Origin of the sequence: Streptomyces sp. NBC_01314, from assembly GCF_041435215.1 — a bacterium.
Classification (GTDB): domain Bacteria; phylum Actinomycetota; class Actinomycetes; order Streptomycetales; family Streptomycetaceae; genus Streptomyces.
In genome coordinates this window covers 3,873,005-3,885,370 of sequence record NZ_CP108394.1, presented here as the reverse complement: position 1 = coordinate 3,885,370, position 12,366 = coordinate 3,873,005, and the positions used below count along the sequence as shown (strand labels likewise).

The 12,366-nt window shown below is 71.7% G+C and carries 9 protein-coding genes; 2 read left to right on the top strand and 7 right to left on the bottom strand.

The genetic code is table 11. From position 1 onward, the window contains the following. Window positions 1-100: 100 nt before the first annotated feature. The 5 genes from OG622_RS16910 to OG622_RS16890 all read right to left on the bottom strand — a co-directional run bounded on the left by OG622_RS16910 (window position 101) and on the right by OG622_RS16890 (window position 6,227). Window positions 101-1,564 (bottom strand): penicillin-binding transpeptidase domain-containing protein, encoded by a 1,464-nt coding sequence (locus tag OG622_RS16910; RefSeq protein WP_371576916.1) that lies wholly within the window; start codon window positions 1,562-1,564, stop codon window positions 101-103. Further along, a complete protein-coding gene (locus OG622_RS16905) occupies window positions 1,561-2,976 on the bottom strand; it encodes an FtsW/RodA/SpoVE family cell cycle protein (protein ID WP_371576915.1) in 1,416 nt (471 codons plus the stop codon). The genes OG622_RS16910 and OG622_RS16905 overlap by 4 nt, the downstream gene beginning before the upstream one ends. A 581-nt stretch (window positions 2,977-3,557) precedes the next feature. Then, window positions 3,558-4,826 (bottom strand): ATP-binding protein, encoded by a 1,269-nt coding sequence (locus tag OG622_RS16900; protein WP_371576914.1) that lies wholly within the window; start codon window positions 4,824-4,826, stop codon window positions 3,558-3,560. Next, complete coding sequence (locus OG622_RS16895; RefSeq protein WP_371576913.1) at window positions 4,823-5,611, bottom strand: hypothetical protein; 789 nt, start codon at window positions 5,609-5,611, stop codon at window positions 4,823-4,825. Before OG622_RS16895 ends, OG622_RS16900 begins: the two co-directional genes overlap by 4 nt. A 94-nt stretch (window positions 5,612-5,705) precedes the next feature. Beyond that, window positions 5,706-6,227 carry a protein phosphatase gene (locus OG622_RS16890; RefSeq protein WP_371576912.1) on the bottom strand — a complete coding sequence of 174 codons (522 nt, stop codon included), beginning with the start codon at window positions 6,225-6,227 and terminating at the stop codon, window positions 5,706-5,708. Window positions 6,228-6,331: 104 nt separating this feature from the next. Here OG622_RS16890 and OG622_RS16885 point away from each other — a divergent pair, with 104 nt between their 5' ends. After that, entirely contained in the window at window positions 6,332-7,135 is an 804-nt protein-coding gene (locus OG622_RS16885; RefSeq protein WP_371576911.1) for a nuclease-related domain-containing protein, read from the top strand. 4 nt (window positions 7,136-7,139) lie between these two features. On the opposite strand, the gene ligD is transcribed toward OG622_RS16885, so the two are convergent. Then, window positions 7,140-8,021 carry a non-homologous end-joining DNA ligase gene (gene ligD, locus OG622_RS16880; RefSeq protein WP_371576910.1) on the bottom strand — a complete coding sequence of 294 codons (882 nt, stop codon included), beginning with the start codon at window positions 8,019-8,021 and terminating at the stop codon, window positions 7,140-7,142. A gap of 366 nt (window positions 8,022-8,387) precedes the next feature. Continuing rightward, window positions 8,388-10,796 (bottom strand): ATP-binding cassette domain-containing protein, encoded by a 2,409-nt coding sequence (locus tag OG622_RS16875; RefSeq protein WP_371576909.1) that lies wholly within the window; start codon window positions 10,794-10,796, stop codon window positions 8,388-8,390. 424 nt (window positions 10,797-11,220) lie between these two features. Here OG622_RS16875 and OG622_RS16870 point away from each other — a divergent pair, with 424 nt between their 5' ends. Further along, window positions 11,221-12,309, top strand: coding sequence for a Ku protein (locus OG622_RS16870; RefSeq protein WP_371576908.1), 1,089 nt, complete (start codon window positions 11,221-11,223; stop codon window positions 12,307-12,309). Window positions 12,310-12,366: the final 57 nt, after the last annotated feature.

The window sequence follows — 12,366 nt, the reverse complement described above, 5'->3', positions numbered from 1 at the left end:
CGTGCAGCGCGTGCCGGCGCGTGCCGGTGGGTCCTGGGCGCGCCCATGCAGCGGAGCCCGCAGATCGGCACAGCCCCGCGCCCCTTGTGGGGCGCTGCTCCTAGTCGGTGTTTCTCAGCACCGCCCTCATCACCTCCCGTGCGATCGGTGCCGCGTCCCCGCCCCCGCTGATCTCCCCCCGTTCCGCCTCCGCGTCCTCCACCACCACCGCCACGGCCACCCCGGGTTCGAGCGCGTCGTCGGACTGCGCCCAGCCGATGAACCAGGCGAAGGGGGTGCCGGAGTTGCCGATGCCGTGTTGGGCGGTGCCGGTCTTGCCGCCGACCGTGGCGTGGCGGAGGGCGGCGTTGGCGCCGGTGCCGTACTCGACGACGCCCCGCATGAGGTCGCGCAGGTGCCTCGCGGTGGCCGGGGTCATGGCCTGGCGGAGGGTGTGGGCGCCCGAGGTGGCTACCGTGCGGCCGCTCGCCGTGGTGGTGCGCTCGACGAGGTACGGCGACCGGACCGAGCCCCCGTTGGCGACGGCGGCCGTGACGAGCGCCATCTGCAGAGGGGTGGCCCGGGTGTCGTACTGGCCGATGGAGGAGAGGGCGAGCTGGGCCCGGTCCATCTCGGTGTCGAAGCTGCTGGGGGCGACTGAGAACGGGATCCGCAGGCCGGGGTCGTTGAAGCCGAAGGCGCGGGCCGTGTCCGTCATGGCGCCGAGGCCGACGTCCACGCCCAGCTTCGCGAAGACCGTGTTGCAGGACCACTCGAAGGCGTAGCGCAGCGAGGCGTTCTCGCAGCCCTCGACCTCGTTGGAGAGGGATGTCGTGGTGCCCGGCAGGGTGTACGGCGCGGGGGAGCGGGTGGGGGCGTCGACGTCCGTGATCACCCCGGCGTCCAGCGCCGCGGCGGCCGTCACCACCTTGAACGTCGAACCCGGCGGATAGGTCTGCCGCACGGCCCGGTTGAGCATCGGTCTGCTCGCGTCCCCGTTGAGCCGCGCCCACGCCTCGGCCACCTCCCGGCCGTTGCCGGAGAGCACCCCGGGGTCGTACGACGGCCGGGAGACCAGTGCCAGGACGCGTCCGGTGGCCGGTTCGAGCGCGGCGACCGCGCCCCGGCGGGCGCCGAGCCCCAGGTAGGCCGCCCGCTGGGCCGCCTCCTGGAGGGTGGTGACGACCTCGCCGCCCGCGTTCTGGTCGCGGGCGATGTCGTTCCACAGGGGGAGGAAGGAGAGCAGCGGGTCGCTGCCGTCGAGGACGGAGTCCCGCGCGTGCTCCAGGAAGGTCGTTCCGTACACCTGCGAGGCGAAGCCCGTGACCGGCGCGTACAACGGGCCGTCCCGGTACGTGCGTTCGTAGCGGAGCTGCTCCCCCGTGTCCTTCGAGCCGGTGACCGGGCGCCCCTCGACCATGATGTCGCCGCGCGGCCGGCCCCAACGGGCGATCTCCGGGCGGCGGTTGGCGGGATTGTCGTCGTAGACCCGGGACTGGAAGACCTGGACGCGGGTGGCGTTGACGAGGAGGGCGAGCAGCAGCAGGGCGCAGAGGGCGGCGGCCCGGCGGATGTACTTGGTCATGCGCCCCGGCCCTCCGCGCTGTCGTACGGGCCTTGGGGGAGAGTCCCGCGGTCGTCCTGTCTCCTGGCCGAGTCGCTCAGCCGGATCAGCAGGGCCACGATGATCCAGTTGGTGACGACGGAGGAGCCGCCCTGGGCGAGGAAGGGCATCGCCATGCCGGTGAGGGGGATGAGGCCGGTGACGCCGCCCGCGATGACGAAGACCTGGAGGGCGACGATCGAGGCGAGACCGGTGGCCAGCAGGCGGCCGAAGGGGTCGCGCAGGGCGAGGCCGGTGCGGTAGCCGCGCTCCACCAGCAGGGCGTAGAGCAGGAAGATCGCGGCGAGACCGGCGAGGCCCAGCTCCTCGCCCGCCGTGGCCAGGATGAAGTCCGACTTGACGGCGAAGCCGATCAGGATGGAGTGGCCGAGGCCGAGGCCGGTGCCGAGCGGCCCGCCGGCGGCGAACGCGAAGAGGGATTGGACGAGTTGGTTGGGGCCCTGCCCCGCCTCGATCGACGCGAACGGGTGCAGCCAGTCCTCGACGCGGCTGTGGACGTGCGGTTCGAGCCAGCCGACGGCCACCGCGCCCACGCACGCGAGCAGCAGCCCCACCGCGATCCAGCCGGTGCGGCCCGTGGCGACGTACAGCATGATCACGAACAGGCCGAAGAACAGCAGCGAGGTGCCCAGGTCCCGTTCCAGGACCAGAACGCCGACGCTCAGCAGCCAGATGGTGACGATCGGGCCGAGGACGCGCCCGGTGGGCAGTTGAAGGCGCTTGAACCGCCAGATCTGACGCCCGGCGTACGCCAGCGCGTTGCGGTTCGCCGCGAGATAGCTGGCGAAGAACAGCGCGAGCAGCACCTTCGCGAACTCGCCCGGCTGGATGGAGAATCCGGAGATCCGCACCCAGATCCGGGCGCCGTTGACCGGCGGGAAGAGGATCGGCAGCGCCAGCAGCGCCAGCGCGGCCACCACCGAGACGTACGCGTACCGCTGCAGCACCCGGTGGTCGCGCAGCAGGGCGACGACCGTGATGAACAGGGCCACTCCGAGCGTCGACCAGTTCAGCTGCGCCGGCGCCGCCTGGTCGGCGGGGGTCTCCAGGTCGAGCCGGTTGATCAGCACCAGGCCCAGGCCGTTGAGGAGCACCGCGATCGGCAGCGGCAGCGGATCGGCGTACGGCGCCCGCAGCCGGACCACCAGATGGGCCAGCAGCGCGAGCACGCCGAGCCCGGCACCGTAGTCGGTGGCGCCGGGCGGGACGGTGCCGTTCTTCGCCAGACCGACGGCGCAGTAGCCGTACACGGAGAGCAGGACGGCCACGACGGTCAGGGTGAACTCGACGCCTCGGCGCCGGAGCAGGCGTACGGCGGGAGGGGACGGGTCCGAGGGATCCGCCGCCAGGGTCGTTCCGGCCTTGGTGGTCATGCCCGGAACTTACCTAAATGGGATGCCTTGTGTGTCTTGTCGCTCAAGCGCACAAGTGTGGCGTTTTGAAAGCGTCGATGCAGCGGGCCGACCCCAGGCCCAGGTGCCGTCGACGAGCAGGTACCACTGTCCGTTGCCGTTGCCGTTGCCGTTGCCGTTGCCGTTGCCGTTGGCGATCTGGCCGTCCGCCCGGCAGAAGATCTTGACGATCTCGCCGTAGGGTGCGACCCGGATGAGCGAGCCGCCGCGGGTCGGCGCACTGCGCAGGGCCGGACCGGTACGGGCGACGACCTCACCCTGGACGATCTGCTTGCTCTCTAGGGGGTCCTCCTATTCGGCACCGGCGGCGGGAATCGTGGCCGCGAACGCCAGGAGAGCGCCACCGGCGGCCGCAATACCGAACCGCATGAGCAGACTCCGCAGGGACATCGATACTCCTCCACAAAGGGGGCGAGGCTGACTGTTCGCCACGTTAGAAGGAGAGGGGACGGGACGCCCTTCTCAATGGGCCATCAGGGCAGCGCCCCTGCTACGGGGGGGCGGGGCCGTGTCCGATGCGCGGCTTCGCCGCGTGGGCGCGATCAGCCCTCACTCACCCGCAGCCGCAGAACAGCCGACGCACCCCCGTCGGCGGCGTTCTCGAATCCCAACCGCGCCCCCAACACCTCCGCCTGCCCCACGGCGATGGTCAGCCCGAGCCCATGCCCCTTGGTGGAACCCTCGGTCCGAAACCTCTGAGGTCCGTCCGCCACCAGATACTCCGGAAACCCGTCCCCGTGATCCCGCACGGTCACCACCGCCCCCTCCACGGTCACCACCACCGGAGGCGCCCCATGCGCATGGGCATTGGCCACCAGGTTCCCCAACACCCGCTCCAGCCGCCGCCGATCCGTCTCCACACACGCGTCCTCGACGACGCGGACGACCGTGTCGGCGCTCGCGTTCGCGGCCACCCGCTCCACCAGCGCCCCGAGCCGGATCACGTCCGGATCCAGCCGCTCGCTGCCCGCGTCCAGCCGTGAGATCTCCAGCAGATCCTCGGTCAGCGTCCGCAACGCGGTGACCCGGTCCCGTACCAGCTCCGTCGGCCGCCCCGCCGGCAGCAGTTCGGCCGCCGCGTGCAGCCCGGTCAGCGGCGTACGCAGCTCGTGCGCGACGTCCGCGGTGAACCGCTGCTCGCTGAGCAGCTTCCGCTGGAGCGTGGACGCCATGGTGTCGAGCGCGGCGGCCACCGCGGCCACCTCGTCGCGGTACCGCGCCGGGTCCGTCGTCCGGGGGTCGCCGACCCGCGCGTCCAGGTCGCCCGCGCTGATTCGCCGGGCCACCTGCGAGGTCGTACGCAGCCGCCGGGTCACCCCGCCGACGCCGAGCGCGCCCACGATCAGCGTCACCCCGATCGCCAGCGCCGAGGAGCCCAGGATGGCCCGGTCGAGGTTCTCGATCGTGGCCGCGCCCTGCGCGTAGTCGATCTGTACGGCGAGGGCACGGCCGTCGGCGGGGGCGGCGGCCCACATCGTGGGGTATTCGTCGACGACACCGACCATCGTGCCGCGCCGCCCGCTCAACGCCAGCTCGCGCAGCGACTTCGGCAGGCCCGGCGTGTCGATCCCGGAGCTGGGCGGCAGCCGGTTGCCGGCCTCGTACGCCCGTACCGCCTCGTCGAGCCGCCCGAGCGCCCGGGAGCGGGCGTCGCTCACGGTCCGGTTGGTGACGGAGACATGCACGAGGGCGCCGAGCAGCGCGGCCAGCCCGCAGCACATGACCGTGATGAAGGCCAGCGCCTTCCAGGTGAGCGAGGAGGTCCAGCGGCGCAGGCCGAACCGTTTCCGCGCAGCCCGCACCGCGCTCACCTCGGGCTCGCCGAGGACGAGGCGGATGGCGAGGCGGAGGACGAGGCGGAAGGTGAGGAGGAGGGGGAGGCGGAAGGTGAGGAGGAGGGGGACCGGGGCGGCTTCGCCGATCCCCCCACGCGCAGGATCTCGTCGCGGGTGAGCAGCATCGCCAGCTGGTCCTCGTCCCAGGTCCACTGCGTGCGGTACTCGTAGCCGACGATCGCCGCGGGGGAGCGGATGATCACGGTACGGTCGGCCAGCTCGACCGCGAGCACCGCGTCGTCGCCGGCCAGCACCTGCACCAGCCTGTCCGCCTGGAACGTGTACATCCGCACCGCCGTCTGGTTGCCGGGCAGCAGCCGGAAGCCGAGCACCATGTCGTCGCGCCCGTCACCGGTGAGGTCCCGGTAGTAGGCCTTGAGGACGGGACACCTGGCACGGTCCCCGCCCTCGCCGCAGTCCGTCATGCGCGAAGCCGTGCCGGCGTAGGGGGCGCCGGATCCGGAGTACATCTCGGGATGCGCGGCGATCTCGGCGCGTACGACGGCCACCGGGTCCACCTTGTGGATGTCCTCGCCGGGAGCCTTGACGCCTTCGACGACCTCCGTCTCGGCCTCGCCGTAGTCGTAGGCGGGGGAGGAGGCGGGTGGTTCCCCGGGCCACAGCCGGGTCGGACCGCTCGCGGTGGGGGTGGCGCCCGCGCTCACCAGACCCCCGGAGTCGCCGCAGGCACCCAGCAGCAGGGCGGCGGCCACGGCCACCGACGCGCCGGCTGCCGCACGCGCGGGGCGGCTGGGGAACACGGGACTCCTGAGGGTGTCGATACGATCCAGTACACCCTATTCATGCGGAAGTGCTTCGTCCGCCCCTTCATGCGGAACTGCTTCGTCCGCCCCGCTACTCGGCCAGCTCCTCCAACTCCTCAAGGAGCCGGACCGTCGCCAGCCCCGTGTGCAGATACTCCACGAACAGCTCGTTGTGCAGCGCCCACGGCGAACGGCGGGTGCGGATCAGCCGGATCGCCTCGTCGGCGGAGTGCCCGTCGCGGATCAGGGCCTGCGCCACGACCAGACCGGACCGGTTGTACCCGCTGTAGCAGCGGACGAGGACCCGTTTGCCGTCCTCCAGCGCGTCGCACGCCGCCTGCGCCAGCCGCATCACACCCGCCAGCTGCGTACCGTCCAACGGCCCGTCCGGGATCGGCCACACATGGTGCTCGACGCCGTCGTCCGGCCCGTGCCCCGGCAGCCGCAGCAGGGTCAGCACCAGATCGAACTCATCGCGTACGACCGCGAATTCGATGCCTCCGGTGCCGGCCCGCCTCGCGAACTCGTGCCCGCCCATCCACAGGCCGGGCACGATCTCGCTCCACGGTTCGCCCGGAGCCGGAACATCGGGTTGCTTCCTGCGCGTCCGCAACGGCGCCTCCCCTGAAGCCTGACGACAGGTCGTCGTCTCAAAGGTAACCGGGTTCTTGCCGATGGAGCACCCCGCCTGTTCCCATGGTCGTGGGGTGATGGTGCATGAGCGGACTGCGCGTCATACCGACCCGGCGGCACGGACGGGAGCGCCTGTACGTGTGCCGGAGCGACGGGAGGAACATCGCCTGGTACGACCGTGAGGCGGGCCGGGTGAACCTCCTAGGCGAGGAGCACCGAGAGGATGTGCTGGCCGTTCTCGGCCCCTTCGTCACCGGCCCGGTCACCGTGGGCCCGCCGCCCGTGCCCACCCCCGCCGAACTGGCCCGGCTGAGCCTCCACCCGGACGACGACCTGGCCCCCAACCGCCCCGGCGAGGCCCTGCTGATCGCCCTCGACCGCGCTCCCCGCCCGCCGCGCCGGCTGCGCCCCGACCCGCGTCGCCGTGCCCTGGCCGCCGAGCAGACGGTCGGCGACGCGCTGGACCGGCTGGAAGGCGCCGGCTGGCACACCCTGCACTCCGTGCCGCTGCCCGGCGGCGACCGCGTCCACCACCTGGTCATCGGCCCAGGAGGCCTGTTCTGCGTCCGGTCCCTGTATGCCCGCAGGCAGCGCGTCGTCGTCACCGACCCCATGGTCGCCGTCGGCCGCCACGAGCCCCGCGCGTTGCTGCGCGGGCTTCGCGCCGACGCCGACCGCGCCTCGTACGCCCTCACCGCCCAGGTCCACCCCGTCCTCGCCCTCGTCGAACCCTCCGGCCTCGACATCGCGACGCCCCCGCGTGAGGTCCGTGTCCTGCGCGACACCGACCTCGCCGAACTCGCCCGCACGGGTGGGCTGCTCAAGCCGGCGGACGTGGAGGGGCTGCACGCGATGGCCAGGGACCGGCGGACGTGGACCCGGGTGTAGGCCGTCACGGCAGGGGTCGCGCGGTCCCCGGGTCCAGGAGCGGCGCCAGCAGGTCGCCGTGGTCCTGGAGGCGGGGGGCGATCTCCGGGGCGCGGAACACCAGTCGGCCGGGGGAGGCGCACTCCTCGACCTCGGTCCAGGTCACCGGGGCGGAGACGGTCGGTTCGGGGCGGGCGCGCAGGGTGTAGGGGGCGGCCGTGGTCTTGCGGGCGGCGTTCTGGCTCCAGTCGACGAAGACCTTGCCGGGGCGCAGGTTGCGGGTCATCCGGTGGACGACCTGGCGGGGCAGTGCCTTCTCGGCCTCGACGGCGAGTTCCTTGGCGTACTCCGTCACCCGCTCCGAGGACGCCCCACGCACCGCCGCCAGCAGATGCAGCCCCTTCGACCCGGACGTCTTCGCGTACGCCTCGATCCCGTCCGCCGCGAGCCGTTCCCGCAGCCAGCAGGCGACCTCGCAGCACTCGACGAGCGTCGCGGGCGCCCCGGGGTCCAGGTCGAAGACCAGTCGGTCGGCCTCGTCGGAGGAGTCGACGGTCCACTGCGGCGTGTGGAACTCGGCGACCTGGTTCGACGCCCACATCAGACTCGGCAGATCCTGGACCAGCACCATCCGGGCCGGTCCCTCCATCCGCCGCACCTCGGCGGTGGTGACCCAGTCCGGCGTGCCCGGCGGCACGTTCTTGGTGAAGAAGATCTGGCCGCCCGGCCCGTCCGGGTAACGGAGGAAGGACACCGGCCGGTCGCGCAGATGCGGCAGCAGGGCGTCCGCGGTCGTGGCGTAGTAGTGCAGCAACTCGCCCTTGGTGAAGCCCGTCGCCGGGTGGAGGACCTTCTCCAGATTGGAGAGGGCGACCCTGCGGCCCTCCACCTCGGTGATCGGCGTCATGGGAGCCAGAATCCCATGATTCCGCATGAAAGCGGGCAATGCGCCCGGCGGCCGGAACGCGCACGCGCCCCGGCGTTCCCGTACGCCGGAACGCGCACGCGCCCTGGCGTCCTTGTACGCACCAGGCGCCCGCGTACGCGCCCGGCACCCCATACGCGCTCGGGCGCCCATGTGGGGGGGCCGAGCACCCGTGCCGTCGGCACCCGTGCATGCGGTAGGCCCCGCGCACGCGGTTTGTAACGGGCAATGTGCCCGGCGGCCGGAACGCTCACGCGCCCCGGTGCCTGCGCCCGGCACCCTCATACGCGGCCGGGCGCCCGTGTGCGGGGGTCGGGCACCCGTGCGCGGTAGGCCCCGCGCACGCGGTCAGGCGCCGACGTACGCGGCCAGGTGCTCCCCGGTGAGGGTCGAGCGGGCCGTGACGAGGTCCGCCGGGGTGCCCTCGAAGACGACGCGGCCGCCGTCGTGGCCCGCTCCCGGGCCGAGGTCGATGATCCAGTCGGCGTGCGCCATGACCGCCTGGTGGTGCTCGATGACGATCACCGACTTGCCGGCGTCGACGAGCCGGTCGAGCAGCCCGAGCAGCTGCTCCACGTCGGCGAGGTGGAGGCCGGTGGTCGGCTCGTCGAGCACGTAGACCCCGCCCTTGTCGCCCATGCGGGTGGCCAGCTTGAGCCGCTGACGCTCGCCGCCGGAGAGCGTGGTGAGCGGCTGGCCGAGGGTGAGGTAGCCGAGCCCGACGTCCGCCATCCGCTCGATGATCCGGTGGGCCGCCGGGGTGCTCGCCTCACCGGCGCCGAAGAACTCCTCGGCCTCGGTCACCGACATCGCCAGCACCTCGCTGATGTCGCGCCCGCCGAAGCGGTACTCCAGCACCGACGCCTCGAACCGCTTGCCCTCGCACTCCTCGCACGTGGTGGCGACACTCTGCATGATGGCCAGGTCGGTGTAGATGACGCCGGCGCCGTTGCAGGTGGGGCAGGCGCCCTCCGAGTTGGCGCTGAAGAGCGCCGGCTTCACGCCGTTGGCCTTGGCGAAGGCCTTGCGGATCGGGTCGGCCAGCCCGGTGTACGTCGCCGGGTTGCTGCGCCGGGAGCCGCGGATCGCGGTCTGGTCGATCGCCACCACGCCCTCGGCCCCAGCCTGTCGGGCCATCGAGCCGTGCACGAGCGAGCTCTTGCCGGAGCCGGCGACGCCGGTGATGACGGTGAGCACGCCGAGCGGGATGTCGACGTCGACGTTCTGGAGGTTGTTCGCCGTCGCGCCGCGGATCTCCAGCGTGCCGGTGGGTTTGCGGACCGACTCCTTCGGGGCGGCCCGGTCGCCGAGATGGCGGCCGGTGACGGTGTCACTCGCCCGCAGCCCCTCCAGGGTGCCCTCGAAGCAGACGGTGCCGCCCGCCGTGCCGGCACCGGGCCCGAGGTCGACGACGTGGTCCGCGATGGCGATGGTCTCCGGCTTGTGCTCCACGACGAGCACGGTGTTGCCCTTGTCGCGCAGCCGCAGCAGCAGGTTGTTCATCCGCTCGATGTCATGGGGGTGCAGCCCGATGGTCGGCTCGTCGAAGACGTACGTGACGTCGGTGAGCGAGGAGCCGAGGTGGCGGATCATCTTGGTGCGCTGCGCCTCGCCCCCGGAGAGCGTGCCCGAGGCCCGGTCGAGCGAGAGGTAGCCGAGGCCGATCTCCACGAACGAGTCGAGGGTGTAGCGGAGCTTGGCGAGCAGCGGCGCCACCGAAGTGTCCTCGATCCCGCGGGCCCATTCGGCCAGGTCACGGATCTCCATCGCACAGGCGTCGGCGATGTTGACCTTGCCGATCCGTGAGGAGCGGGCCAGCTCGCTGAGCCGGGTGCCGTCGCAGTCGGGACACTCGGTGAAGGTGACCGCCCGGTCCACGAAGGCCCGGATGTGCGGCTGCATCGACTCGCGGTCCTTGGCGAGGAAGCTCTTCTGCAGCTTCGGGATCAGCCCCTCGTAGGTGAGGTTGACGCCGTTGATCTTCACCTTGGTCGGCTCGCGGTAGAGGAAGTCGTGCCGCTCCTTCTTGGTGTACTGGCGGATCGGCTTCTCCTTGTCGAAGAGACCCGACTCGGCGATGACCCGCACCACCCAGCCGTCCCCGGTGTAGGTGGGGATGGTGAACGGGTCCTCGGAGAGCGACTTGGAGTCGTCGAACAGCTGGGTGAGGTCGATGTCGGAGACCTTGCCCCGGCCCTCGCAGTGCGTGCACATGCCGCCGGTGCGGCTGAAGGTGACCTTCTCGGTCTTGGTCTTGTCGGCACCGCGGTCGACCGTGAGTCCGCCGCTCGCGGAGACCGAGGCGACGTTGAAGGAGAACGCGCCGGGCGGGCCGATGTGCGGCCTGCCGAGTCGGCTGAAGAGGATGCGCAGCATCGCGTTGGCATCGGTGGCGGTGCCGACGGTGGAGCGCGGGTCGGACCCCATCCGCTGCTGGTCGACGGTGATCGCGGTGGTCAGCCCGTCGAGCACGTCCACCTCGGGCCGCGCCAGGTTCGCCATGAAACCCTGCAGGAAGGCGCTGTACGTCTCGTTGATCAGCCGCTGCGACTCCGCGGCGATCGTGTCGAACACCAGCGAACTCTTCCCCGAGCCGGAGACCCCCGTGAACACCGTCAGCCGGCGCTTCGGGATCTCGATGCTGACGTCCTTGAGATTGTTCTCCCGCGCCCCGTGCACACGGATCAGATCATGGCTGTCGGCGGCGTGCGGCCCGGGAGACTGTGCCTGCGTCCCCGCCCTCGTGGCCTTGGTCATCGTTCCTCCATCTGTCGTGCGGAGCCGCGTCCCGCGGTCCCCGCCGGCGTCGCCCGACCGGATCGATCCGCTGGGAACAGTACGTGTGGTCGTGCGCCTTCCGCGGCGCTACGGCGAAGGCCGCCGGCGCGGGCCGAAGGCCGCGCGTGTACACGGCCGGTGCCGCGGGGACTGTGACCTGTCGTCGACGGCCGGGTCGACGGGGCCCGCGGCGCCGGACAGGTCAGGTCCATGGCCTTCACGCTAGGCGCGCCCCACCCACCCGCGCTTCTCGGATCCTGACCGGTCCGGTGACGGGTCCGGTGACCGGACCGGTGACGGGGCCTGCTGAGCGGGGCCACGGAGGCGTCCGGCGGCCGACGGGCAGGCGTGATCGGTCCGCGTTACGGTGTGGACAAACCGGAAGCAGGGACCCGAAAGGTGCGTGCTGCCCGTGCGATCCATCTGGAACGGCGCGATCTCCTTCGGCCTGGTCAGCATCCCGATCAAGCTGGTGAACGCGACCGAGAGCCACTCCGTCTCCTTCCGCCAGGTCCACCTGGAGGACGGCGGCCGCATCCGTTACCGCAAGGTCTGCGAGCTGGAGGACCGCGAGGTGACGCAGGGCGAGATCGGCAAGGCGTACGAGGACGCGGACGGCACGATGATCCCGATCACGGACGAGGACCTCGCGGCGCTGCCCATCCCGACCGCCAAGACCATCGAGATCGAGGGCTTCGTACCGGCCGAGAGCGTCGACCCGCTCCAGGTGGACGCCGCGTACTACCTCGCCGCGAACGGTGTCTCCGCCGCCAAGCCGTACACCCTCCTCCGCGAGGCGCTCAAGCGCAGCGGCAAGGTCGCCATCTGCAAGTTCGCGCTGCGCGGGCGCGAGCGGCTGGGGATGCTGCGGGTCGTGGACGACGTCCTCGCCATGCACGGACTGCTCTGGCCCGACGAGATCCGCGCGGCGGACGGGGTCGCCCCCGACGCGAGTGTCACCGTCCGCGACAAGGAACTCGACCTCGCGGACGCCCTCATGGACACCCTCGGCGAGGTCGACCTCGACTCCCTCCATGACGACTACCGCGAGGCCGTCGAGGAACTCATCGCCGCGAGGGCCTCCGGCGAGGAGCTGCCCACCGCCTCCGCTCCGGCCCCGGGCGGCAAGGTCCTCGACCTCATGGCCGCCCTGGAGAAGAGCGTCCGCGAGGCCAAGGAGTCCCGAGGCGAGGACGTCGCCGACATCACGCCCCTCCCGTCCCGCCCCACCCCCAAACAACCGTCGGGCAAGAAATCCACCACGACAGCCAAGAAGACGGCCGCCTCCCCGAAGAAGTCGACGACCAGGTCCACCCAGCCCGCAAGGAAGACAGCTGCGAAAAAAGCAACGGCCAAGAAGACGACGGCGACGAAGTCCACAGCGACAGGGTCCGCGGCTACCAAGTCCACGGCGACGAAGAGCACTGCGAAGAAGACACCGGCGAAGAAGACACCGGCGAAGAAGACCGCCGCCCGCAAACGCTCGGCCTGACCACCGGACGAACCGTGTGCACCGCCGCAGCGGACCCGAGGACTGCCGACGCCGTAC

Bases quoted from the DNA above. Each gene is read 5' to 3' on its own strand.
- OG622_RS16885 (WP_371576911.1), top strand. From the start codon at position 6,332: ATGAGCGGACTGCGCGTCATACCGACCCGGCGGCACGGACGGGAGCGC.
- ligD (WP_371576910.1), bottom strand. From the start codon at position 8,021: ATGACGCCGATCACCGAGGTGGAGGGCCGCAGGGTCGCCCTCTCCAAT.
- OG622_RS16875 (WP_371576909.1), bottom strand. From the start codon at position 10,796: ATGACCAAGGCCACGAGGGCGGGGACGCAGGCACAGTCTCCCGGGCCG.
- OG622_RS16905 (WP_371576915.1), bottom strand. From the start codon at position 2,976: ATGACCACCAAGGCCGGAACGACCCTGGCGGCGGATCCCTCGGACCCG.
- OG622_RS16910 (WP_371576916.1), bottom strand. From the start codon at position 1,564: ATGACCAAGTACATCCGCCGGGCCGCCGCCCTCTGCGCCCTGCTGCTG.